Origin of the sequence: Nonomuraea sp. KM90 (assembly GCF_052246675.1) — a bacterium.
Lineage (GTDB): Bacteria > Actinomycetota > Actinomycetes > Streptosporangiales > Streptosporangiaceae > Nonomuraea.
Window position 1 is genome coordinate 1 of the sequence record NZ_JBQQCB010000050.1, and the last position, 20,552, is coordinate 20,552.

At 72.9% G+C, this 20,552-nt stretch carries 22 protein-coding genes; 4 read left to right on the forward strand and 18 right to left on the reverse strand.

The window, feature by feature from the left end:
• Positions 1-512: 512 nt before the first annotated feature.
• On the reverse strand, positions 513-1,697 hold the full coding sequence (locus ACTWPW_RS35580; protein ID WP_443171209.1) for a MalY/PatB family protein: 1,185 nt from the start codon (positions 1,695-1,697) through the stop codon (positions 513-515).
• Positions 1,694-2,173 carry a mycothiol transferase gene (locus tag ACTWPW_RS35585; RefSeq protein ID WP_375117561.1) on the reverse strand — a complete coding sequence of 160 codons (480 nt, stop codon included), beginning with the start codon at positions 2,171-2,173 and terminating at the stop codon, positions 1,694-1,696. Before ACTWPW_RS35585 ends, ACTWPW_RS35580 begins: the two co-directional genes overlap by 4 nt.
• A 78-nt stretch (positions 2,174-2,251) precedes the next feature.
• On the opposite strand from ACTWPW_RS35585, the gene ACTWPW_RS35590 reads away from it, so the two are divergent.
• Positions 2,252-2,812: a CGNR zinc finger domain-containing protein gene (locus ACTWPW_RS35590; protein WP_375117560.1), complete on the forward strand. Its 561-nt coding sequence runs from the start codon at positions 2,252-2,254 to the stop codon at positions 2,810-2,812.
• Between the two features lie 145 nt (positions 2,813-2,957).
• Here the strand turns inward: ACTWPW_RS35590 and ACTWPW_RS35595 are convergent, their stop codons facing one another.
• Positions 2,958-4,037 (reverse strand): flavin-containing monooxygenase, encoded by a 1,080-nt coding sequence (locus ACTWPW_RS35595; protein ID WP_443171210.1) that lies wholly within the window; start codon positions 4,035-4,037, stop codon positions 2,958-2,960.
• A gap of 65 nt (positions 4,038-4,102) precedes the next feature.
• Between ACTWPW_RS35595 and ACTWPW_RS35600 the strand changes: the two genes are divergently transcribed.
• On the forward strand, positions 4,103-4,438 hold the full coding sequence (locus tag ACTWPW_RS35600) for an ArsR/SmtB family transcription factor (protein ID WP_375117558.1): 336 nt from the start codon (positions 4,103-4,105) through the stop codon (positions 4,436-4,438).
• Positions 4,439-4,468: 30 nt separating this feature from the next.
• Here the strand turns inward: ACTWPW_RS35600 and ACTWPW_RS35605 are convergent, their stop codons facing one another.
• From ACTWPW_RS35605 to ACTWPW_RS35650, 10 genes are all read right to left on the reverse strand, one after another.
• The gene (locus ACTWPW_RS35605; RefSeq protein ID WP_443171211.1) at positions 4,469-5,740 is read right to left on the reverse strand and encodes a M28 family metallopeptidase; all 1,272 of its coding nucleotides are present in this window, start codon (positions 5,738-5,740) and stop codon (positions 4,469-4,471) included.
• Positions 5,737-5,994, reverse strand: a complete 258-nt coding sequence (locus ACTWPW_RS35610) for a hypothetical protein (RefSeq protein WP_443171212.1) — start codon at positions 5,992-5,994, stop codon at positions 5,737-5,739. The genes ACTWPW_RS35605 and ACTWPW_RS35610 overlap by 4 nt, the downstream gene beginning before the upstream one ends.
• 110 nt (positions 5,995-6,104) lie before the next feature.
• Complete coding sequence (locus ACTWPW_RS35615; protein ID WP_443171213.1) at positions 6,105-7,136, reverse strand: ArsO family NAD(P)H-dependent flavin-containing monooxygenase; 1,032 nt, start codon at positions 7,134-7,136, stop codon at positions 6,105-6,107.
• Positions 7,133-7,510, reverse strand: a complete 378-nt coding sequence (locus tag ACTWPW_RS35620; RefSeq protein ID WP_443171214.1) for a metalloregulator ArsR/SmtB family transcription factor — start codon at positions 7,508-7,510, stop codon at positions 7,133-7,135. Before ACTWPW_RS35620 ends, ACTWPW_RS35615 begins: the two co-directional genes overlap by 4 nt.
• Positions 7,511-7,541: 31 nt before the next feature.
• Positions 7,542-8,780, reverse strand: a complete 1,239-nt coding sequence (locus ACTWPW_RS35625; RefSeq protein ID WP_443171215.1) for an MFS transporter — start codon at positions 8,778-8,780, stop codon at positions 7,542-7,544.
• A complete protein-coding gene (locus ACTWPW_RS35630; protein WP_443171216.1) occupies positions 8,777-9,040 on the reverse strand; it encodes a hypothetical protein in 264 nt (87 codons plus the stop codon). Before ACTWPW_RS35630 ends, ACTWPW_RS35625 begins: the two co-directional genes overlap by 4 nt.
• A 14-nt stretch (positions 9,041-9,054) precedes the next feature.
• A complete protein-coding gene (locus tag ACTWPW_RS35635) occupies positions 9,055-10,464 on the reverse strand; it encodes an FAD-dependent oxidoreductase (protein ID WP_443171217.1) in 1,410 nt (469 codons plus the stop codon).
• A gap of 43 nt (positions 10,465-10,507) precedes the next feature.
• Positions 10,508-10,645 (reverse strand): hypothetical protein, encoded by a 138-nt coding sequence (locus tag ACTWPW_RS35640; RefSeq protein ID WP_375117550.1) that lies wholly within the window; start codon positions 10,643-10,645, stop codon positions 10,508-10,510.
• Between the two features lie 122 nt (positions 10,646-10,767).
• On the reverse strand, positions 10,768-11,997 hold the full coding sequence (locus ACTWPW_RS35645; protein ID WP_443171218.1) for a GNAT family N-acetyltransferase: 1,230 nt from the start codon (positions 11,995-11,997) through the stop codon (positions 10,768-10,770).
• 11 nt (positions 11,998-12,008) lie between these two features.
• Entirely contained in the window at positions 12,009-12,341 is a 333-nt protein-coding gene (locus tag ACTWPW_RS35650) for an ArsR/SmtB family transcription factor (protein WP_443171219.1), read from the reverse strand.
• Positions 12,342-12,508: 167 nt separating this feature from the next.
• Here ACTWPW_RS35650 and ACTWPW_RS35655 point away from each other — a divergent pair, with 167 nt between their 5' ends.
• A complete protein-coding gene (locus ACTWPW_RS35655; RefSeq protein ID WP_443171220.1) occupies positions 12,509-14,140 on the forward strand; it encodes an FAD-dependent oxidoreductase in 1,632 nt (543 codons plus the stop codon).
• 109 nt (positions 14,141-14,249) lie between these two features.
• Positions 14,250-15,002 (forward strand): SDR family NAD(P)-dependent oxidoreductase, encoded by a 753-nt coding sequence (locus tag ACTWPW_RS35660; protein WP_443171221.1) that lies wholly within the window; start codon positions 14,250-14,252, stop codon positions 15,000-15,002.
• 11 nt (positions 15,003-15,013) lie between these two features.
• Here ACTWPW_RS35660 and ACTWPW_RS35665 read toward each other — a convergent pair whose 3' ends face one another.
• The 5 genes from ACTWPW_RS35665 to pdhA form a co-directional block, all read right to left on the reverse strand.
• The gene (locus ACTWPW_RS35665) at positions 15,014-16,288 is read right to left on the reverse strand and encodes an RNA polymerase sigma factor (RefSeq protein WP_443171222.1); all 1,275 of its coding nucleotides are present in this window, start codon (positions 16,286-16,288) and stop codon (positions 15,014-15,016) included.
• 4 nt (positions 16,289-16,292) lie between these two features.
• Complete coding sequence (locus ACTWPW_RS35670) at positions 16,293-16,658, reverse strand: YciI family protein (RefSeq protein WP_364133165.1); 366 nt, start codon at positions 16,656-16,658, stop codon at positions 16,293-16,295.
• Between the two features lie 163 nt (positions 16,659-16,821).
• Positions 16,822-18,186: a dihydrolipoamide acetyltransferase family protein gene (locus ACTWPW_RS35675; RefSeq protein ID WP_443171223.1), complete on the reverse strand. Its 1,365-nt coding sequence runs from the start codon at positions 18,184-18,186 to the stop codon at positions 16,822-16,824.
• A complete protein-coding gene (locus ACTWPW_RS35680) occupies positions 18,183-19,202 on the reverse strand; it encodes an alpha-ketoacid dehydrogenase subunit beta (protein WP_375117643.1) in 1,020 nt (339 codons plus the stop codon). The genes ACTWPW_RS35675 and ACTWPW_RS35680 overlap by 4 nt, the downstream gene beginning before the upstream one ends.
• 82 nt (positions 19,203-19,284) lie before the next feature.
• Positions 19,285-20,382 (reverse strand): pyruvate dehydrogenase (acetyl-transferring) E1 component subunit alpha, encoded by a 1,098-nt coding sequence (pdhA, locus tag ACTWPW_RS35685; protein WP_443171224.1) that lies wholly within the window; start codon positions 20,380-20,382, stop codon positions 19,285-19,287.
• Positions 20,383-20,552 lie beyond the last annotated feature (170 nt).

Genomic DNA, 20,552 nt, shown 5'->3' on the forward strand with positions numbered 1-20,552 from the left:
GGCGTGCTGGGCCAGGAGCAGGTCGATGACGTCGGTTTCGCCCATGGTCTCCGGGGCTGTTCTGGTCATGGATGCCCTCCTTCGGGTACGGGCGTGGCCTACCCGGCGGGGCGACCGGCACGCGCGCGTGGGTGAAGGGCAGCCGGGATCCTTACGGAATCCGGAATTTCCCGGGGAGAGCGTGCGCGGGTCGAGCCGCCGGGCCGGACTCGACGGCCTCGACCAGGTCACGATCGGAGCGATGCGCACCGCATCTCGGCTGCGACCTGCCCTGTGCCCTCCCTGCTTCAGGAGCAGTCGGCCGCCAGGCTGCTGAAGGGTGAGGAATTCAACCGGGCGCCGGCAGAGGCGCGCAAGGACCCGAGGACAACGGCAACGACGACCTTGACGAGATCATCGGGATGGCCTTTACGAACGTCGATCCGTACGACAGGACAGCTTGGGGGTGAACCTCCTCATCCAGGGCCCTTGCCGGACGTGCGGAAGCCGGCTGCGTATGCCGGTCTCGCGGATCACTTCAGGGCGGTCGCGACGCGGTCGAGGATCTCCGCGAGGTTGGCCGGGCTGGTGGCGAAGTTGAGCCGGGCGAACGCCGCGGTGTCCACCTCCGTGTGCTGCGAGAACTCGGCTCCTTCGCTGAGTTTGACCCTCGCCAGCCGTTCCAGGTGGCCGGCGGGCGACCCGCCCCCGATCGGGCTCCGGCTGAAGTCGAGCCAGCTCAGGTACGTCCCCTGCGGCGAGTGGTAACCCAGGTCCCATGGCAGTGCCGCCGCCCATTCCTCGATCAGGCGCCGGTTGCGCACGAGAGCGTCCGACAGGTCCGCCAGCCAGGCGTCGGACCGGTGCCAGGCGGCCACGGTGGCGACCCGGCTGAGGATGCTCGGCGTACCGAAGAAGTCGAGCGGAGCCTTGTCGAGCGCGTCGTGCAGCCGGTCCGGGCCGATGTGCGCGACGGCGCAGCGGAGCCCGGCCAGGTTGAACGCCTTCGTCGCCGAGGTCGCCGTGACCGTGCGTGCGGCGGCCGTGGCGATCGAGGCGAACGGCACGTGCCGGTGCGGGGCGAACACGAGATCGGCGTGGATCTCGTCGGCCAGCACCGGCAGGTCCAGCTCCTCGGCCGCCGTGGCGAGGGGGAGCAGCTCCGCGGGCGTGAGCACGCGGCCGGTCGGGTTGTGCGGGTTGACGACCACGAGCAGGCGGCAGCGCTGAGCTCGCAGGTGCTCAGTGAGCCCGTCGGCCGGGACCTGCCATCCTGTCTCGTCGCGGGTCACGGGCAGCGGTACGATCCGGCGCCCCGCCCGGACGATGCTGGCCAGGAACGGCGGGTACGCGGGGACGTGGACGGCGACACCGTCACCCGGCTCAGTGGCGTACTCGATGACGACCTGGAGGATCTGCAGCAGGTCGCTGAACACCCGGGTCCGCTCGCGCCGCGGACGCCATCCGTGACGGGCGAGCATGCGCTCCTCGAACGCCTCGACCACCGGGTCCTCTCCCCGCCAGTACGGGTAGCCGAAGTCCGCCTGCCGCGTGGTGCGCAGGATGCTCTCCTGCACGGCGGGCGGGATGCCGAAGTCCATGTCGGCGACCCAGGCCCCGATGGTGTCCCGAGGCAGGGAACCCCATTTGACGCCGTGTCCCGAGCGCAGCCGTTCGACGTCGATGGTCTCGAACGGGCCGGCGGGCGGGCGGTTCACGGGCGCTGCCCTGCGGGCCGGCCGGCGAGGATGGCGTCGCGCAGGATCTCCATCTGGCCGTGGTGCTGCGCGAGCTCCTCGTAGACGTGCAGCAGCGCCGATCCCTGGGTCAGCTCGCGGTCGGGTCCGAGGAAGGCCGCGGGCGGCGCATCGCGCAGCCGGGCTCCGGGTACGGCCGCGCGTACGTCGTCGGCCAGCCGGCCCCGTACCGTCGCGACCTCGTCCAGCAGCGGGCCGACCGGGCCGGCGCCGGCGAACTCGGCGTCGCGGTCGCGGGTGACCTCGCGTCCGGCCACGAGCTGCCCAGCCCAGTACGACACCACTCCCAGGCAGTGCGCGAGCAGCGCGTACGGCGAGTTGGCGCCGGGAAAGGGCGGCCTGGCGTTGGCGAGCTGGTCGCCGAGGCCGGCGACGATGCCGGCCATCCCGTTGAGGGCGCGGTCGACGTAGTAGAGGTAGTCGTCTTCGGTGATCACACATGGCTCCCGATGTAACCGGCTGAGCAGGTGTACAGAAGATTGCGGCAGCCGTATGTAACCTGTCAAGATGGTGTCGTGAGTTTCGTCTTCGTCAGCGGCAACCTCGCCCTCGACTTCGCGGGCACGCTCAAGTGGCGGCGCACCCGTCCGGAGGAGCTCCTGGCCACCCCCGCGGACCTCGGCCGATGGGCCGTGGCGGCCGGGGTGACGAGCGCGGAGCCGGCCGTCGGCGCCGCCGACCTGCGGTGGCTGTGCATGCTGCGGGAGGCCGTCTACCGGCTGGTGACGTGCGCCATGGACGGCCGGCCCTGGCCGGAGGGCGATCTGCGCGCCGTCAACGAGGCCGCGGCGGAGGCGCCGCCGCGGGTGCGGCTGACCCCTGGCGGGCTCGTACGCTCCGGAGGCGCGGGCGCGATCGCGTCCAGCGTGGCCCGATCCGCGGCCGAGCTGCTCGGAGAGCTCACCGAGCAGCCCGGCGGGCTGCGCATCCGTGAATGCGCGCTGGAGGAATGCACGCGGATCTTCATCGACCGCTCCCGGGGCGGCAATCGCCAGTGGTGCGGCATGGAGGAATGCGGTAACCGCGTCAAGGTGGCGAACTACCGCTCCCGGAGAAGCGGGACCACCCGCGGCTGAAGCGGCGTCAGGGGTTCCCCACGGTCACCGGCTGCCGTGGCGCGGACGTCCGTGGAGGCTTCCAGTAGGTCGGTGGAGTCCCCTGTAGCTCAGCGTCGTGCCGGACGGCGCGCACGCGCCCGGCCGGAGCGGTGCGGAGCCGGGGTCACAGGCCGTAGTTCGCCAGGGCGCCGCCGGCGTACGCGGCGATCGGCGCGGTGACGTGCCGGGCGTCGCGGTGGACGCCGCGCAGGGTGTTGGAGGCGAACGAACGCTGGAACTCCACCCCGACGTAACCGAGCCCGAGGTGGGTGGTGGAGACGCCGCCGTCGTGCAGCGGCAGGCCGTCCTCGCCGAGCGCGCCGAGCGGATGGAGGTAGCCCAGGTCGGGGCGGTAGCCGGTGGCGAAGATGACGGTGTCGACATGCTCGCGCTCGCCGTCTGACCACAGGATCCGGTCGCCCTCGAAGGCGGTGAACAGGGGGCGGCGGTCCATCCGGCCGTCGGCCAGGGCGGCGGCGTGGTCGCCGGTGTCCAGGACCAGGGTGCCGCCGCCCGCGCGGGCGGCGATCTGGGCCAGCCAGTACGGCGGCAGGTCGTCGAAGCCGGTGGTGGTGTGCCAGTGGTGGACGTCCTGGCCGGCGATGAACTGGGGCATGAAGGCGATCGGGTGGCGGGTGGCCAGGGTGACCGTGGCCACCTCGGCGAGCTCGTAGCCGACCTGGACGGCGGAGTTGCCGCCGCCGACGACGACGACGCGCCGGCCCGCGTAGTGCTTGGGGTTGCGGTAGTCGGCCACGTGCAGCAGCTGGCCGGCGAAGGTGTCCTGGCCGGGCAGCTGCGGGAGGTACGGCTTGCCGAACGAGCCGCTGGCCGCCACCACCCCCTTCGTGCGCAGGGTGTCGCCGTCGGCGGTGTGGACGAGGAAGCCGCCCGCGCCGTCGCCCTCGACGGCGCTCACCCGGGTGCGGGTGCGGATGTCGACGTCGAGGCTGTCGGCGTAGCGCCGCAGGTATGCCACGACCTCGTCACGGGTGGGGTAGTGGTCGGGGTCGCCAGGGAACTGCTGGCCGCCGAGGGTGCTGTGGCGGGCGGGGGAGAAGAGGGTGAGGCTGTCGTAGTAGTCGGCCCAGGAGCCGGTGGGGTGCTCGCCGGCTTCGAGGACGACGGGGCGGAGTCCGGCGGTGCGCAGGCAGTGTGCGGCGGCGAGGCCGGACTGGCCGCCGCCGATGACGATGGTGTCCATGCCGCCAGATCATATCGTCACATCCAGAAAACACAATATGATGGTGGTGGGGTGATGCTATGACCATGACGTCCACTTCCATCGAGCTGAGCGACGAGGCGCGCGGCTTCCTCAAGGCGATGGCCAGCGAGACCCGCCAGCGGATCATGGAGCTGTTCGCCGGCGGGATCGAGCTGACCGTCAACGAGGTGGCCGAGCGCATGTCCCTCGCCCAGTCCGCCACCTCGACTCATCTGGCCACGCTGCGCGACGGCGGCGTGCTGAGCTCGCGGCGCGAGTGGAAGACCGTCTACTACCGCGCCGACTCCGCGCGGATCGGCAAGGCGCTGTCCGACCTGCAGGCGACCCTCCAGGCCTGCTGCCCGCCCGACGACTGCGCACCCGGCGCCTCCTGTAGCTGATCCACGCCGGCAGTGCCTGCCACCTGGCCGTCACGCGGCTGTACCGTCCTGGGTGGCCGGGCGAGCCAGCCGGCTGACGGTGGCGAGGAGCAGGCGGGCCGCTGTCATGAGCGTGCCTGCTTCGACGCGGTCGGGGGTCTCGGCCGGGGTCTGGTAGCCGGGCATGCCCATGCCGATGCCGATCGCGGCAAGGCCGGCGGCGGCGTAACGGCGGTTGTCCGAGGCCATCGCGCCCGCCCGTAGGGGCACGCCGGTCAGGCGGGCCGCCTGGTCCAGGGATGCGAGAAGGGCATGGGCGGGACCGCCCGCCTCGACCGAGGCGGCCTGGTGCAGTTGCGCCGCCCCGTCCATGTTGATCACCAGCGTGTCCGCCGGCACGGTCGCGGCGTGGTGCGCAGATCCCCATGCGCCGGCCTCCTCGCCGTCCAGCAGGGCGACGCGCACCTCGAGCGGGTCCGGGATGCCGGCCGCCACCAGCACGCGGGCCACCTCCAGGACGACGGCCACGCCCGAGGCGTTGTCGGCGGCCGCCGGCAGGCGGCGCTCCGGATCGTCGCCGACGCCGTCGAAGTGCGCGGTCAGCAACACTCGCGTCAGCGCTGCGCCGGTGTCGGCGCGGGGACGGGCGGCCGGCAGGCGCCCCTCGACGTTGACGCCGTCGGCGGCGACCACCCGCATGGGCGTGGACGCCGTCACGTGCGCCGGGCCCCGGCCGAGCGCCTCGGCGAGGTGCTGGTGCAGCTCGGTGCGCAACGCCAGGATCGGCACGGGTCGAACGGGTGGCCCGGCGATCATCTTGGGCATCCAGCCGTCGGCGTCCGTGTCGCGCGCGGTGATGACCCCGGCCGCCTGGCGGGCTGCGGCTCGTTCACATGCCTGCGTCAGGTCCCCGGCCGTGGCCAGCACCCACCGGCCGCGCAGGTCCGCATCTCCGGCCGCAGCCACAGGCGCGGTGCGTGCCACGGACAGCTCGGCCGAAGCGAGGTGCTCGACGAAGTCGCGGCGATGCTCCAGGGGGCGCACCTTCCCGTCGGCGTTCCATCGCATGACCGGTGTCCCGTACAGCTCACGCACGCCGGAGACGGGAAAGCCGGTCAGCTCGACTTCGGCGCCCAGCTCGCGCAGCTCGCCGGCGAGCCAGGTGGCGGCGGCTCGGCCGCCGGGCGTGCCCACCCGCCGCCCGCTGTAGCGATCGGCGGCGAGCTCCCGCACGATGGCCAGCATGCGCCCGGTGGACAGCTGCTCCAGGGCCGCCGCCGGCACCGGCGCGGTGCGCGCCGGTGCCGGGTCGGTGGACGTCATCCGCAGCATCCCCCGGCACCGGCGGTCACCGGCTCCTGGCCGGAGCTCGGCGCCTCGCCGCAGCAGCCGCCCTGGCTCGTCGGCGCGGCGGGTGCCGGGCTGCTGCCGCAGCAGGCCGTGGCCACCGTGGTGGCACCGGCTCCTGCGGATGTGGCAGCCTGCGTGGCAGGAGCGCCGCAACAGCCTCCGGCGGCGGCCGGGGCGAACGCCTCGTCAGGGCTGCCGATGAATCCGCCGGGCGTCTCGTTCGTCATCGTGATCCTCCACCTCGATGATTAGATGAATATCTAAACAGCGGTCATGTTCCCATGCTGCTTTGAAGTTCGTCAAGATAGAGGCTGATCTAATCAACGTGGCGGATCGGCTACGGGGTTGCCGCCAGGATCTCGGTGACGGCGTTCCTGGCGGTACGGCTCGCGCCGATCAGGGTGGCGGAGGCCGGGCCGGTCCAGTCGCCGTAGCCGAGCAGGTGCAGGCGGGGTTCGCCGGCGGCGCGGGTGCCCTCGACCGGGATGAGCCCGCCCGGGCCGCGCAGCCGTAGTGGCGCCAGGTGGCCCAGGGCGGGGCGGAAGCCGGTGCACCAGATGATCGCGTCGCAGTCGAGGCTGGTGCCGTCCGCCCAGGTGACGCCGGTGGTGGTGATGTGGTCGAACATCGGCTGGGCCTTGAGGACGCCGCGGTCGCGGGCCTCGCGCACGGACGGGACGGCCACGATGTCCCCCAGGGAGCCGACGCCGCCGGCGGTCCGGGCCAGGGCGAACAGGGCCCGCCCGTCGATCTCGTCGGGCAGCAGGCGGGGCGGGCGCAGGGTGACCCAGGTGGTGTCGGCGACGGTGGAGACCTCGGCCAGGATCTGCGCCGCGGAGTTCGCACCGCCGACGACCACGACCCGCCGGCCGTGGAAGGGCTCGGGGCCGCGGTAGTTCACGGTGTGCAGCTGCTGTCCGCGGAAGTCCGCGAGGCCGGGGTAGTGCGGGACGTAGGGGCGCGACCAGGTGCCGGTGGCGCTGATCACGTGGCGGGCCTGCCAGGTGCCGGCGTCGGTGTCGACCAGCAGCCGCTCCTCGCCGCGGCGTACGGCACGCGCGGTCGCCGGCCGGACGATCGGCAGCTGGTAGCGCTGTTCGTAGTCGGCGAGGTAGGCCACCGTGTCGGCGGCGCCGGGGTAGCCGCCGCCGGGCGGCACGGGCATCATCCGGCCGGGCAGGGAGCTGTACTGGGCGGGGGAGAACAGCCGTAGCGACGGCCAGGCGTGCCGCCACGCCCCACCGGGCTCATCCTGGGCGTCGAGGATGGCGAAGTCGGCGCGGGCGCGGCGCAGGTGGTAGCCGGCGGCCAGGCCCGCCTGGCCGCCCCCGATCACCAGGACATCGACAGCACGTGGACCTTCGGTCATACGCCGATGAGCTCGACGTCCACCGGCTGGGCGGGCGCGGGGTCGGTGAGCGGAGCGAACAGGGTGCCCAGCTTGTTCACCGCCTCGGGGATGATGCGGTAGTAGACCCAGGTGCCGCGCCGCTCGCCGTCGATCAGCCCGGCGGTGCGCAGCACCTTGAGGTGGTGGGAGATCGTGGGCGCGGTCAGGTCGAAGGCGTCGGTCAGGTCGCACACGCACGCCTCGCCGCCGGCATGGGAGCCGATCATCGACAGCAGCCGCAACCGGACCGGGTCGGCGACCGCCTTGAGCATGCTGGCGAGCTCGGTGGCGGCGCCTTCGGTCAGCGGCTCACGCGCGATCGGCGCGCAACACTGGATGGTGACGGCGGTCATCCGAAACCCCCTACTTCGACAAGGGTCTAAATTATACGCGGTGGTAGGCCACCAGCGCGCACGCCGCGATCACGCAGGCGGCGGCCACCGCGCCCATCACCCAGCCGTAGCCGGCCGCCTGCGCGAGCGCGACCGCGCCGAGCGGGGCCAGAGCCTTGTCGGCGACGGAGAAGACGGCGACGCGGCCGGCCAGGCTGGCGTAGGCGGCGGTGCCGTAGCGTTCGACCAGCAGGTGCGGCAGGGTGATGGAGGCGATGCCGAAGCCGAGCCCGAACAGCAGCACCGCGCCGATCGCGCCCGCCACGCTGCGACCGGTCAGCGGCAGCAGCAGCACGGCCACCCCTTGCAGGGCGAAGATCGCGGCGGCGATGAGGGCGGCGGGCAACCGGGCCTGCAGGCCGGTGGTGATCAGCCTTCCGGTCACCGACAACACCCCCAGCAGCCCGGCCAGGGTGGCGGCCAGGACGGGCGAGTGGCCGAGGTGAACGAGGTAGGTGATGAGCAGCACCGCCATCACCGCGACCGCGCCGCCGTTGGCGGTGAAGGCGACCACCAGCAGCCAGAACGGCCGCCTGCGGGTGGCCGCCTTGACGATCCCGGCCCGCTCCTCGGCCGCGGCGGACGCCCGCGCCCTGCCCTTGGCCGGGTGGCGCCGTACGGCGAGGACGTGCAGCGGGATCGCCGCCACCCCGTAGATCAGCGCGAGGACCACCAGCGCCGTGCGCCAGCCGTGGTGGTCGACGAGCAGACCGGTGAGAGGCAGGAAGATCGAGGAGGCGAACCCGGCCACGATGGTGAGCGCCAGCAGCCCGTTCGCCCGGCCGCGCTCGTTGCCGGTGTAGATCGCGACGATGACGGCGAAGGCGGCCTCGTACAGCACCATCGAGCAGGCGATGCCGATGGCGGCGAACACCGCGTACAGCTGCGGCAGGCTCTCCACCCGCGACCAGGCCAGCACCGCCGCGGTGCCCAGCAGGGACCCGGCCGTCATCAGAGCGCGCCCGCCATGGGCGTCCAGCCGGCGGCCGACCAGCGGCGCGCACACCGCGGCGATCAGGACGGACAACGTGAGCGCGGCGGCGATCTGCGCGTCGGTGGCGTGCAGGTCGCGGGCCATGGGGGCGAGGAAGACGGAGAAGGCGTAGTAGAGCACGCCGTAGCCGATGGTCTGGGTGACGGCCAGCGCGGCCACGATCCGCCAGCCACGGACGGAATGCGGCGAACCGCCACCCTCGAGTTCGGGGGCGGCGGTCTCGGTGCTGGAACTCATGCCGGACACGCGATGAGTGCACGGCCCTCAGCCGTGGTCGCCCATCCGCCCGCACGGGTCTCGGCGATGAAGCCCTGGGCCCGCAGCCGCCGGGCGAGCGTTCCCGCCATCCGGGCGATCGCACGCGCGTGGCCGGGGTTGGTGCCGGGCCTGCGGGCCGCGACCAGCTCGTCGGCCGGCCGGAGGGCGGGCATCGGCTCATGGTCGCGGATGAGGCGCGGCGCCTCCTTCTGCGCGGCGGTGGGGTGGCCGTCGGACATCAGGGGCGTTCCTTTCAGCCGCAGCAGCCGCCGGTCCCGGTGGTGGCACCGACGGTGGCGAGGGGGAGCGGGGTGGACAGCAGGCCGCCGCTGATGCCGGTGGCCAGGCCGACGCGCTGCTCCTGGGCCTCGGCGAGGTTGGAGGAGCACACGCCGGTCTCGGGCAGGTCGAGCTGCACGTCCCGGGCCGCATCCCAGTCCCCGGCCAGCGCCGCCACGACCGAGCGGACCTGCTCGTAGCCGGTGGCCATGAGGAACGTGGGGGCGCGGCCGTAGCTCTTGACGCCGACCGCGTAGTAGCCGGGTTCGGGGTGGGCCAGCTCGTCCACGCCGTGCGCGGGGACGGTCCCGCAGGAGTGCTGGTTGGGGTCGATCAGGGGGGCGAGCGCGCGGGTGGAGCCGAGCACGGGGTCCAGATCCAGGCGCAGCTCGGAAGCGATGGAGTGGTCGGGCCGGTAGCCGGTCGCCGACACGATCTGATCCACCGTGACCGCCTGCTCGTGGCCGGACGGGTCACGGCTGACCACCTCGACGCCCTGGCCGGTGGCGTTCACCCGGTGGGTGAAGAAGCCGGTCAGCAGCCGGATCCGGCCGGAATCGACGTGGGCGCGCAGCCGGGTGCCGAGCGCGCCGCGGGCCGGGAGCGCGTCCGCCGCCCCGCCGCCATAGGTGCGGGTGGCGTTGCCGGCGCGGATCGCCCACGTGATCGGGGTGTTCTCCAGCTGGGCCAGGGCGAGCAGGGTGGTGGCGGCCGAGTGGCCCGCGCCGACCACCAGGACGTGCTTGCCCTCGTAGCGGTCGCGGTCGGCGCCGAACACGTCGGGCAGCGCGTGGTCGACGACCACCTCGTTCTCGCCGTGGGCGGGCAGACCGCCGGCACCCAGCACGTTCGGGCTGGTGTAGCTGCCGGAGGCGTCGATGACCGCGCGGGCCCGCAGCTCGGTGCCGTCGTCGAGACGGATCAGGAACGGGGCGTGCTCGCGACCGCCGGTGCGGACCCGGTCGTAGCCGAGCCGGCTGATCGCGCTGACGCGGGCACCGAGGCGCACCTTGTCGGCGAACAGCTTGGCCAGCGGGGCCAGGTAGTCGTCGATGAGCTCGGCACCGGTGGGCAGCCACTCGGGGTCCGGGGCACTCCAGCCGCCGGCCTCCAGCAGGCGGCGGGCGGTGGCGTCGATGTTGTACTTCCACGGGCTGAACACCCGCACGTGGCCCCACTGCGCGACCGACGCGCCGGCCTGCGCTCCGGCCTCCAGGACCAGGAAGTCCAGGCCCCGCTCGGCCAGGTGGGCGGCGGCGGCCAGCCCGGCCGGGCCGGCGCCGATCACGACGACCGGCAGAGCGCCGGCTTCGATCGCGGGCTGCTCCACCTGAAGGGAGGTGGCCTCAAGGGAAGTGGTGGTGCCGCAGCATCCGTCACTCATGATTACCTCGCTCGTATTCGGGTCGTCAGTGGTCGGTCGGTGGTCAGCGGAACATCAGGTACGTGGTGCGGGCGCGGTCGATGCGCACGCTCGCCCGGCAGGCGGAGTCGCAGACCTCGCCGTGGATCTCGTCGAAGGTGACGGTGTCGTCCCGGCGCAACCGGCGCAGTAGAGCGCGCATCGCGACCCCTCTTGTTTAGACGCTTTTCGAAGTAGTTGGAAGCATGCCCGACTGATTAGAGGTTTGTCAAATTAGATGTCCGCCTAATCTGGGAGGAGGCGGGTGGGGCGTGATTCGGTGCCTCAGACTCCGCTGGCGCGGCTCCGCCGTTCGATGAGGACCACGTCGCGCCAGGTGCCGTGGTGGCGGCCGATGCGCTCGCGGGTGCCGACCACGCGGAAGCCCAGCGCCTGGTGCAGGGAGAGGCTGGCGGTGTTCTCCGGGAAGACGCCGGACTGGATGGTCCAGACGCCGGCGTCGTCGGCGGCGGCGATGAACGCGGCCAGCAGGGCCCGTCCGATGCCGTGGGCCTGGCAGCCGGGGTGGACGTAGACGCTGTGCTCCACGACCCCGGCGTAGACGGGCCGGGTGGACACGGCCGAGGCGGCGATCCAGCCGACGACCTCGCCGGTCTCGCTGTCGACGGCCACGTAGCGCAGGTGCGGCAGCTTGCCCGCGGCGAAGCCCTCCCAGCTCGGTGCGGTGGTCTCGAAGCTGGCCTGGCCGGTGTCGAGGCCGGCCTGGTAGATGGCCAGCACCTGGGCGGCGTCGGCGTCGCGCATGGGGCGGATCTCCAGGCCCGGGCCGACGGCGGGCTTGGTGGCCCGGACGATGGCGGAGTGCACCCCGTCTCCGTGGTCGGCGGTGAGCGTGATGCGCAGGCCGGTGAACCCGGCCGCCCGCAGCAGCGAGCGGTAGTCGGCCACGGACAGGGCTCCGGCCGCGCACCCCACGCGCTGCTCGACCGCCGCCCGCCGCTCGGGCGCGACCTCGCCGTCCGTGACGACGTCGCTGACGCCGAACCGGCCGCCCGGCCGCAGCACCCGGAACGCCTCCGCCAGCGCTGCGGCCTTGTCGTCCGACAGGTTGATCACGCAGTTGGAGATGACCGCGTCCACCGCGTGCGCGGGCAGGGGGATGCGCTCGATGCTGCCGTGCAGGAACCGGACGTTGGTGACGCCGGCCTCCCGGGCGTTGCGTCGCGCGAGGCGCAGCATGTCGTCACTGGCGTCCAGCCCGTACGCGGTGCCGTACGGACCCACCCGGCGGGCCGACAGCAGCACGTCGATGCCGCCGCCCGAGCCCAGATCGAGCACCGTCTCGCCGGGCCGCAGCTCCGCCACGGCGACCGGGTTCCCGCAGCCCAGGCTGGCCCGGACCGCCCCCTCGGGCAGCGCGGAGGTGTCGTCGTACCCCGCCGCGCCGAAGCCTCCCTGCTCGAAGGCGTCGGCTCCGCAGTCCGTGATGCGTTCGCCGCCGGCGGCGGCCCGTGCCAGGCCGGAGTACAGATCGATGATCTCGTCGTGTGCCATGGCGGGTCTCCTCAGTCACATTTCGGTGCGGGTACGGGCTTGCCCATGACCACGTCGGCCGCGGTGGGGAAGCAGCTCACGCAGTTGTCGTTGATCCGGTACAGGCTGGAGGTGCCCTGCCGTTCCACCAGGACGAACCGCACCTCGGCGAGGATCTTCAAGTGGTGTGACACGGTTGACTGGCCCACGCCCGAGGCGGCGACGATCTCGCCGACGGTCATCGGGGAGCGCTGCCTGGCCAGTAACGACACGATCTGGATCCGGGTGGCGTCGGCGAGCGCCTTGAACCAGCTCGCGTACTCCTCGGCCTCGGCCCGGTCCAGCGGGGTAGCTGAGATGTCCATCGACAATCGACGATAATAGATGAATCTGGCGTCGCGCAATGCCCTCCGGCTCGGGGGCTTCGGGCAACCCGTCCTTATTGACCTGGTGCCCGGTCATCGCACAGACTACAGCGCAACCGGACATACTTGTCCGGTTGCGGAAGAGGTCCGGGCCGAAGGGGACTGCGATGACCGATCCATGGGACAGCACCGTCGACGTGCTCGTCGCGGGGTCCGGCGCGGCGGGACTGAGCGCCGCCATCGCCGCCGCCGACGGCGGGCTGGACGTCCTGGTGGTGGAGAGCACCTCGAAATGGGGCGGCACCACCTCCGTCTCCGGAGGCGGGCTCTGGATGCCGGCCAACCCCCTCATGCTGCGGGACGGCGTCCCCGACTCGGCCGAGGAGGCCCTGCGGTACATGGACGAGGTCATAGCCGAAGCCGGGCCCGCCTCCTCGCCCGAGCGCAGGAAGGCTTTCGCGCGTACCGCCCCCGAGGTCGTGGCCTTCCTCGGCCGCCACGGTGTCCGGTGGCGCCGATCCCCCGACTATCCCGACTACTATCCCGACCGGCCGGGCGGCAAGGTGGGCCGCGCGATCGAGGCCGCCCCGTTCGACACCAGGCTCCTCGGCGACTGGTATGACAAGGCCCGCTCCAAGGAGAGCGGCATCCCGCTGCCGCTCATGACCGACGACGTGTGGCTGCTGTCGCGCGCCTGGTCCACCCCGAGCGGCTTCGTCCGCGGCGCACGCTTCGTCTTCCGCTCGCTCGGCCAGCTCGCCGGCGGCAAGCGCCCGGCGGGCATCGGCGGGGCGCTCGCCGCTTCGCTCATGCACATCGTGCGCAACCAGCAGACCCCGGTCTGGCTGTCGGCGCCGATCGTCGACCTGGTCATCGAGGACGGCGCCGTGGTGGGAGCGGTGGTCGAGCGGGACGGCCGGCCGCGCAGGGTCCGCGCCCGGCGCGGGGTCGTCCTGGCCGCCGGCGGGTTCGCCGGCAACGCCGAGTGGCGCAGCAAGCACCACGGCATCCCCGGCTACTCCTCGGCCCCCGAGGGCGACCTGGGCACGGCCATCGAGGTGGGCGTCCGGGCGGGCGGCGCCCTGGCGCTCATGGACGACGCCTGGTGGGGCGCGTCCCTGGTCGGCCCCGACGGCAAGGCCCGCTTCCTCGTCTCGGAGCGGTCCTTCCCCTTCTCGATCATGGTGGACGCGAACGGCGAGCGCTTCACCAACGAGTCGGCGTCCTACATCGACGTCGGGCACGACATGCTGGCCCACCACGTGCCGGGCCCGATGTGGCTGATCAGCGACGTTCGGCACACGCGGCGCTACCTGAACACCGCCCTGCTCGGGCAGGCCAGGAAGTGGAGCAGGGCCGGGCTCCTCGTCCAGGCTCCCACCCTGGAGTCGCTCGCGGCGAAGATCGGCGTCGACGCCGTACGGCTCGGCGCGGCCGTCAAGCGCTTCAACGGCTTCGCCCGCACCGGCGTCGACGAGGACTTCGGGCGGGGCCGGACCGTCTACGACAACTACTACGGCGACCCCCGGGTCAAGCCCAACCCCAACCTCGCCCCGCTGGAGAAGGGCCCCTTCCGCGCGGTCCGCGTCTATCCGGGTGACCTGGGCACCAAGGGCGGCCTGCTCACCGACGAGCACGCCCGCGTGCTGCGGGAGGACGGCACGGCCATCCCCGGCCTGTACGCCGCGGGCAACACCACCGCCTCGGTCATGGGCCGGACCTACCCGGGCCCCGGCTCCACCATCGGCCCCGCCGTCGTCTTCGGCTACCGCGCCGCCCGGCACGCCGCATCGCGATGACGGCCGGAAGGATCCCCGACCTGGGCCGGGCCACTCATGACACCACCACCGCCCTCCGTCGTCTCCTCCAGATCGGCGGGGCGATCGTTCCGACCGAAAGGACGAACTCTTGACCACGACCTTCGACGACTCCGTCGTCCTCATCACGGGTGCGGGCTCCGGGATCGGCAGGGCGATGGCCGTCGCCTTCGCCAAGGCCGGCGCCCGCGTCGTGACCTGCGACGTCAACGAGGCCAGTGCCCGGGAGACCGCCGCGGCCATCGGGGACGCGGCCCTGCCCCTGGCCGCCGACATCAGCGACGAGGCCTCGGTGTCGGCCCTGGTGGAGGCGGCGATCAGCGCGTACGGGCGGATCGACGTGCTGTGCAACAACGCCGGCATCATGGACACCATGGCCCTGCCCGCCGACATCCCGGTCGAGCAGTGGGAGCGGGTCCTGCGGGTCAACCTGACCGGCACCTTCCTGGTCACCCACGCGGTGCTGCCGCACATGCTGGCCCAGGGCCGGGGCGCGATCGTCAACACCGCCTCCGAGGCCGGCATCCGGGGCGGGGCCGCCGGCGCCGCCTACACCGCCTCCAAGCACGGCGTGGTCGGCCTGACCCGCAGCGTGGCCTGGGCGTACGCCAAGGACGGCATCCGCTGCAACGCCATCCTGCCCGGCCCCACCATGACCAACATCGCCACCGGCGCCTCCTTCGACCCGACCGGCGCCGCCCGCCTCGGCCCCGTCCTCGCCCTCGGCGAGCGCCTGGCCCAGCCCGAGCAGATGGCCGACGCCGCACTCTTCCTCGCCTCCGACGCCGCCTCCTTCATCAACGGCGCGCTCGTGCCCGTGGACGGCGGCTGGTCGGCGGCCTGAAGGCGCGGGGCTCAGGTCCAGTGCGTGCGGACCTCCTCCAGCCGCCTCGCCAGGAAGGCGCGTTCCACCTGGTTGTCGGTCATGGCCAGGGCCTCTTCGTAGGCCGCGGCCGCCTCCTGCCGGCGCCGCAGCCGGCGCAGGAAGTCGGCGCGGGTGGCGCTGAGGTAGCCGTAGGTGGCCAGCGCCGGTTCGTCGAGCAGCGGGGCGAGGGCGGCGAGGCCGGCCTGCGGGCCGTCGCGGAAACCGATCGCGACGGCCCGGTTCAGCTCGACCACCGGGGACGGCCACAGGCGCCGCAGCACGTCGTACAGCCCGACGATCTCCGTCCAGTCGGTGTCTTCCCAGGTCGCGGCCTCGGCGTGGACGGCGGCGATGGCGGCCTGCACGCCGTACCCCGTCTGCGCCTGCCCCAGTGATCGCGCCACCAGCGCGGTCCCCTCGGCGATCAGCCGGGTGTCCCACCGCGTCCGGTCCTGGTCGGCGAGCAGGACGAGGTCCCCGGTGCCGGACAGCCGGGTGTTCCGGCGCGCGTCGGTGAGCAGCATCAGCGCGAGCAGACCGGCGACCTGGCCGTCGCCCGGCAACAGCTGGTACAAGGTGCGGGCGAGGTGGATGGCGCCGTCCACCAGGTCCTGGCGTACGAGCTGGGCGCCGGCCGGTGCGGTGTAGCCGGTGGTGAACACCAGATGCACCACGTCCAGCACCGCGCTGACCCGCTCGGGCAGATCGGTCCGCGCGGGCACCCGGTACGGGATCCGGGCGGCGCTGATCTTCTTCTTGGCCCGCGTGATGCGCGCGGCCATGGCGGACTCCTGGACCAGGAACGCCCGGGCCACCTCGGCCGTGGACAGCCCGCAGACCAACCTCAAGGTCAGCGCCACCTGCGCGTCGCGGGACAACGCCGGGTGGCAGCAGGTGAAGATGAGCCGCAGCCGGTCGTCGTCGACCACCGGCGGGTCTGCATGGTCGTCCGGGCCGGCCACGACGTCGTCCACGACGAGCGAGGGCAGCGCCGACCGGAGCACCGACTCCCGGCGCAGGAGGTCCTTCGCGCGGTTGCGCGCGACCGTGGTCAGCCAGGCGCCCGGCCGGTCCGGAACACCGGTGGTGGACCAGGTGCGCAGCGCCCGCGCGTACGCGTCCTGCGCGCACTCCTCGGCCAGGTCGAGATCGCGCACGACGCGCACCGTCGCGGCGAGCACCCTGGCCCACTCGCGACGGTGCGCCTGCGCGACCGCCTCGTTGACGTCAAGGTCAGCGGCGGGGCCGCGCTCGTGTCCGGTCACGCGGTCAGCTCGCCTCTCGGACGGGCCGGATCTCGACCCCGCTGTGCGCTGCGGACACCTCCGGCAACCGCTCCGCCAGCGCGATAGCGGCGTCCAGGTCCGGCGCCTCCACCAGGTAGTAGCCGCCCAGCACCTCCTTGGTCTCCAGGAACGTCCCGTCGGTCGGAGTCGGCCGGCCGCTGACGGTCCCGCGCAGGGAGGTCGCGGTGGTGGACGGCTCCAGCTCGTGGCCGCCGAGGACCGCGTCGCCGGCCGCCGCGACGAAGGCGGCGTGACCCGCGTTCAGGTCCTTGATCTCCTCCGGGGTCCGCGCCTGCCAGAGCTGCTCGTCTCCGTAGATGAGGAGCAGGTATTTCGCCATCTCAGACATCCCATCGCTGTGGGCCCGGTCGGCCCGACTACCCATACGACGAACGAGGCGGTCGCGAATCGATGCGCCTCACCGTATCTCCGCCACCTTTTGTGGCCGCTGACCGGGTCGGGAGTCGTCGGCCGCGGCGATCGACTGCGCGCGGCGACGGCGGCCACCGGGGTCAGGCGTCGGCGAGCAGGATCGCGGGGTTCTCCACGCAGTCGGCCACGTGGCGCAGGAATCCGCCGGCGGCGGCGCCGTCGCAGACCCGGTGGTCGAAGGTGAAGGAGAGTTGGGTGATCTTGCGGGCGGTGACGGCGCCGCCGCTCACCCAGGGCCGGTCGATGATGCGGCCGATGCCCAGGAGCGCGGCCTCGGGGTGGTTGATGATCGGGGTGGAGCCGTCCACGCCGAAGACGCCGTAGTTGTTGAGCGTGAACGTGCCCCCGGTCAGCGCCTCGGGCGGCAGCTTGCCCGCCCGGGCCAGGCCGGTGAGCCGGGTCAGCTCGGCGGCGAGCCGGGCGGTCGTCATCAGGTGCGCGTCGCGGACCACCGGGACGACGAGCCCGCGGCCGGTCTGGGCGGCGAAGCCGAGGTTGATGTGCCCGTACCGGACGATCTCGGACCGGTCGGTGTCCACCGTGGAGTTCAGCTCCGGGAAGCGGCGCAGGCCGTCCACGCAGATGCGGGCCAGCAGGGCGAGCAGCCCGATGCCGAGCTCGGGGCGGGACCTGCGCAGGGCGTCCTTGGCCGCGAGCAGGTCGGTGGCGTCCACGTCCACCCAGGTCGTGGCGTCGGGGATCTCGGCGCGGCTGCGGCTCAGCTTCTCGGCCACGGCCCGGCGCAGGCCGCGCAGCGGGATGCGCTCCGCCACCAGCCCCTTCTCCCTCTCCTTCACCACAGGGGGAGAGGTGGCTGGGGTCAGGGTGGCGATGGCCTGTTCGACGTCGCGGCGCAGGATCACGGCGTGGGGGCCGGTGGGGGTGATGTCGGCGAGGTCGATCCCGTGTTCGCGGGCGAGCCTGCGGACCAGCGGGGAGATCACCCGCGGTGCCTGCGGCGCGCTCGCAGGCGCGCTCTTCTTGAGCGGCCGCGAGTCCGCCGTGCGGTCGTCGGCGGGACGGGGGCCGCGGCGGCGGCGCCGGGTGCCCGGAGCGTGGCCGGTTCCGTAACCGATGAGGACGTTCCCGGAGCCGGCCTGCTCCTCCTCCCGGTACCGGGCCGCCGCCGGGTCCTCGGCGTCGGTGCCGTCACCGTTCGGGTCCACGGCGTTCGGGTCCGCTGCGTTCGGGTCCGGTGGGCCGACCTCGATGAGGGGCTCGCCCACCGACAGGACGGCGCCGGCCGGGGCGTGCAGCGCCAGCACGGTGCCCGCGTACGGGACCGGCACCTCCACCGCCGCCTTGGCGGTCTCGACCTCCACCACGATCTGGTCGATCTCGACCGTGTCGCCGACGGCGACCTTCCAGTCGACGATCTCGGCCTCGGCCAGTCCCTCGCCGAGGTCGGGCAGGCGGAACACCTGCCGCGCGGCCGTGGCCGTCATGACGCCTCCCCGCTCAGGTGCAGCACGTCGGGCCGGTCGTCGAACTGCAGCCGGTCGACCGCGTCGAGGACCCGGTCGGCGTCCGGCAGGTGCGAGTGCTCGAGTTTCGGCGGCGGGTAGGGGATGTCGAACCCCGTCACGCGCAGCACGGGCGCGGCCAGCGAGTGGAAGCAGCGCTCCTGGACGCGGGCCGCGATCTCGGCGCCCACCCCGGCGAACCCCTGGGCCTCCTGGATCACCACGCACCGTCCCGTCCTGCGCACGGAGGACACGACGGTCTCGTCGTCGAACGGCACGATCGTCCGCAGGTCCACCACCTCCAGGGAGACGCCGTCGGCGGCGGCCGTCCCGGCGGCCTGGAGCGCCACCGGCACGCCGGGGCCGTAGGCGACGAGCGTCGCGTCGCGGCCCGCGCGCCGCACCGCCGCCCGCCCGAACCCGGGGGCGCGCCGTTCCCCGGGGGAGAAGCCGTCCTTGGCCCAGTACAGCCGCTTGGGCTCCATGAAGACGACCGGGTCGGGGTCGGCGATGGCGTCGCGCAGCAGCCAGTACGCGTCCTCGACGGTGGCGGGCGTGACGACCTTCAGGCCCGGCGTGTGCGCGTAGTACGCCTCGCTGGAGTCGCAGTGATGCTCGACCCCGCCGATCCCGCCCGCGTACGGGATGCGGATCACCATCGGCAGCGACACCCGGCCCCGGGTACGGTTGCGCGTCTTGGCCACGTGCGAGGCGATCTGCTCGAAGGCCGGATAGGCGAAGGCGTCGAACTGCATCTCCACCACCGGGCGGAAGCCGCCCATCGCCATGCCCACCGCCAGGCCCACGATCCCGGACTCCGCCAGCGGGGTGTCGAAGCACCGCTCCTCGCCGAACTCCTTGGTCAGCCCGTCGGTGATGCGGAACACCCCGCCCAGGGGGCCGACGTCCTCGCCGAAGACGAGCACCTTCTCGTCCTCGCGCAGCGCGTCGCGCAGGGCGGCGTTCAGCGCCTGCGCCATCGACATCGACATCGACATCGACATCGACATCGACATGGACGCGGAGGCGGGCGCGGACACCGACCTCGACTTCGACTTCGACTTCGACATCGCGCTCATGTCACTCCTCCGTGGCGGTCAGTTCGGCCGCCAGCAGTTCGCGCTGCTCGCGCAACTGCGGCGTGAGGTCGGCGAAGACGTGGTCGAACAGCTCGAACGGGTCCGTCTCCGGGTCGGCGTTCATGCCGTCGCGGACGCGGGCGGCGAACTCCTCGGCGGCCTCGTGCGCCGCGGCGACGCCCGCCGCGTCGAGCAGCCCCCGGCCGCGCAGGTAGGTCTCCAGCCGGGCCAGCGGGTCGGCGCCCTCCCACCGCTCGACCTCCTCGGCGTCGCGGTAGCGGGTGGCGTCGTCGGCGTTGGTGTGCGGTTCCATGCGGTAGGTGTGCGCCTCGACCAGGAACGGGCCGCCTCCCTCGCGGGCGTGCCGTACGGCCTCGGTCAGCACGGACAGCACCGCGACGAGGTCGTTGCCGTCCACCTGCTCGGAGCGCACGCCGTACCCGATGCCCTTGTAGGCGAGCGCGGGCGCGGCGGTCTGCCTGGCCAGCGGCACCGAGATCGCGTACTTGTTGTTCTGCACGAAGAACACGACGGGGGAGTGCAGGACGGCCGCGTAGTGGAGCGCCTCGTGGAAGTCGCCCTCGCTGGTGCCGCCGTCGCCGACGAAGGCCATCACGACCGCGTCCTCGCCCTTGCGGCGCAGCGCCTCGGCCATGCCGACCGCGTGAATGGTCTGGGTGGCCAGCGGCGTGCACTGGGGCGCGACGCGGGTGGCCGCGGGGTCGTAGCCGCAGTGCCAGTCGCCGCGCAGCAGGGTGAGCACCTCGACCGGGTCGAGACCGCGGGCGACCAGGGCCACGCAGTCGCGGTAGGTGGGGAACAGCCAGTCGTCCGCGCGCAGTGCGAGCACGCCGGCGATCTGGCAGGCCTCCTGCCCCCGGCTGGAAGGGTAGACGGCGAGCCTGCCCTGCCTGGTCAGCGCGGTCGCCTGGCGGTCGAAGCGGCGGCCCAGGACCATCCGGCGGTAGGCCTCGGTCAGTTGCTCGTCCGCGGGTGCCCGGTAACCGGCGGGCGGGCCGGCGGCGGTGCCGTCCTCGGCGACGAAGCGCACCGGGACGGGGGCGGGGAGAAGACCGTCGACCACCTGACGATGGGACATGGCGACGCTCGCTTTCTCTGGACGTGCGACAAGAGAAGCGTCCGCGTCATGAACCATCTGTTCAAGACATCAGGCTTGATAGGCGACAGATGGCCGCAAACAGCCTCTACGGCGGCCAAACGTTGATACAACGCGGCGCTCGGTCGGGGCGTGCCGGACGTTTTGCCCAG

What these genes read in the sequence shown, in the direction of transcription:
- ACTWPW_RS35670 (WP_364133165.1), bottom strand. Translation starts at nt 16,658, where the DNA reads ATGTCTGAGATGGCGAAATACCTGCTCCTCATCTACGGAGACGAGCAG.
- ACTWPW_RS35635 (WP_443171217.1), bottom strand. Translation starts at nt 10,464, where the DNA reads ATGAGTGACGGATGCTGCGGCACCACCACTTCCCTTGAGGCCACCTCC.
- ACTWPW_RS35600 (WP_375117558.1), top strand. Translation starts at nt 4,103, where the DNA reads ATGACGTCCACTTCCATCGAGCTGAGCGACGAGGCGCGCGGCTTCCTC.
- ACTWPW_RS35625 (WP_443171215.1), bottom strand. Translation starts at nt 8,780, where the DNA reads ATGAGTTCCAGCACCGAGACCGCCGCCCCCGAACTCGAGGGTGGCGGT.
- ACTWPW_RS35595 (WP_443171210.1), bottom strand. Translation starts at nt 4,037, where the DNA reads ATGGACACCATCGTCATCGGCGGCGGCCAGTCCGGCCTCGCCGCCGCA.
- ACTWPW_RS35605 (WP_443171211.1), bottom strand. Translation starts at nt 5,740, where the DNA reads ATGACGTCCACCGACCCGGCACCGGCGCGCACCGCGCCGGTGCCGGCG.
- ACTWPW_RS35640 (WP_375117550.1), bottom strand. Translation starts at nt 10,645, where the DNA reads ATGCGCGCTCTACTGCGCCGGTTGCGCCGGGACGACACCGTCACCTTC.
- ACTWPW_RS35620 (WP_443171214.1), bottom strand. Translation starts at nt 7,510, where the DNA reads ATGACCGCCGTCACCATCCAGTGTTGCGCGCCGATCGCGCGTGAGCCG.
- ACTWPW_RS35680 (WP_375117643.1), bottom strand. Translation starts at nt 19,202, where the DNA reads ATGTCGATGTCGATGTCGATGGCGCAGGCGCTGAACGCCGCCCTGCGC.
- ACTWPW_RS35675 (WP_443171223.1), bottom strand. Translation starts at nt 18,186, where the DNA reads ATGACGGCCACGGCCGCGCGGCAGGTGTTCCGCCTGCCCGACCTCGGC.
- ACTWPW_RS35655 (WP_443171220.1), top strand. Translation starts at nt 12,509, where the DNA reads ATGACCGATCCATGGGACAGCACCGTCGACGTGCTCGTCGCGGGGTCC.
- pdhA (WP_443171224.1), bottom strand. Translation starts at nt 20,382, where the DNA reads ATGTCCCATCGTCAGGTGGTCGACGGTCTTCTCCCCGCCCCCGTCCCG.
- ACTWPW_RS35630 (WP_443171216.1), bottom strand. Translation starts at nt 9,040, where the DNA reads ATGTCCGACGGCCACCCCACCGCCGCGCAGAAGGAGGCGCCGCGCCTC.
- ACTWPW_RS35645 (WP_443171218.1), bottom strand. Translation starts at nt 11,997, where the DNA reads ATGGCACACGACGAGATCATCGATCTGTACTCCGGCCTGGCACGGGCC.
- ACTWPW_RS35650 (WP_443171219.1), bottom strand. Translation starts at nt 12,341, where the DNA reads ATGGACATCTCAGCTACCCCGCTGGACCGGGCCGAGGCCGAGGAGTAC.
- ACTWPW_RS35615 (WP_443171213.1), bottom strand. Translation starts at nt 7,136, where the DNA reads ATGACCGAAGGTCCACGTGCTGTCGATGTCCTGGTGATCGGGGGCGGC.
- ACTWPW_RS35610 (WP_443171212.1), bottom strand. Translation starts at nt 5,994, where the DNA reads ATGACGAACGAGACGCCCGGCGGATTCATCGGCAGCCCTGACGAGGCG.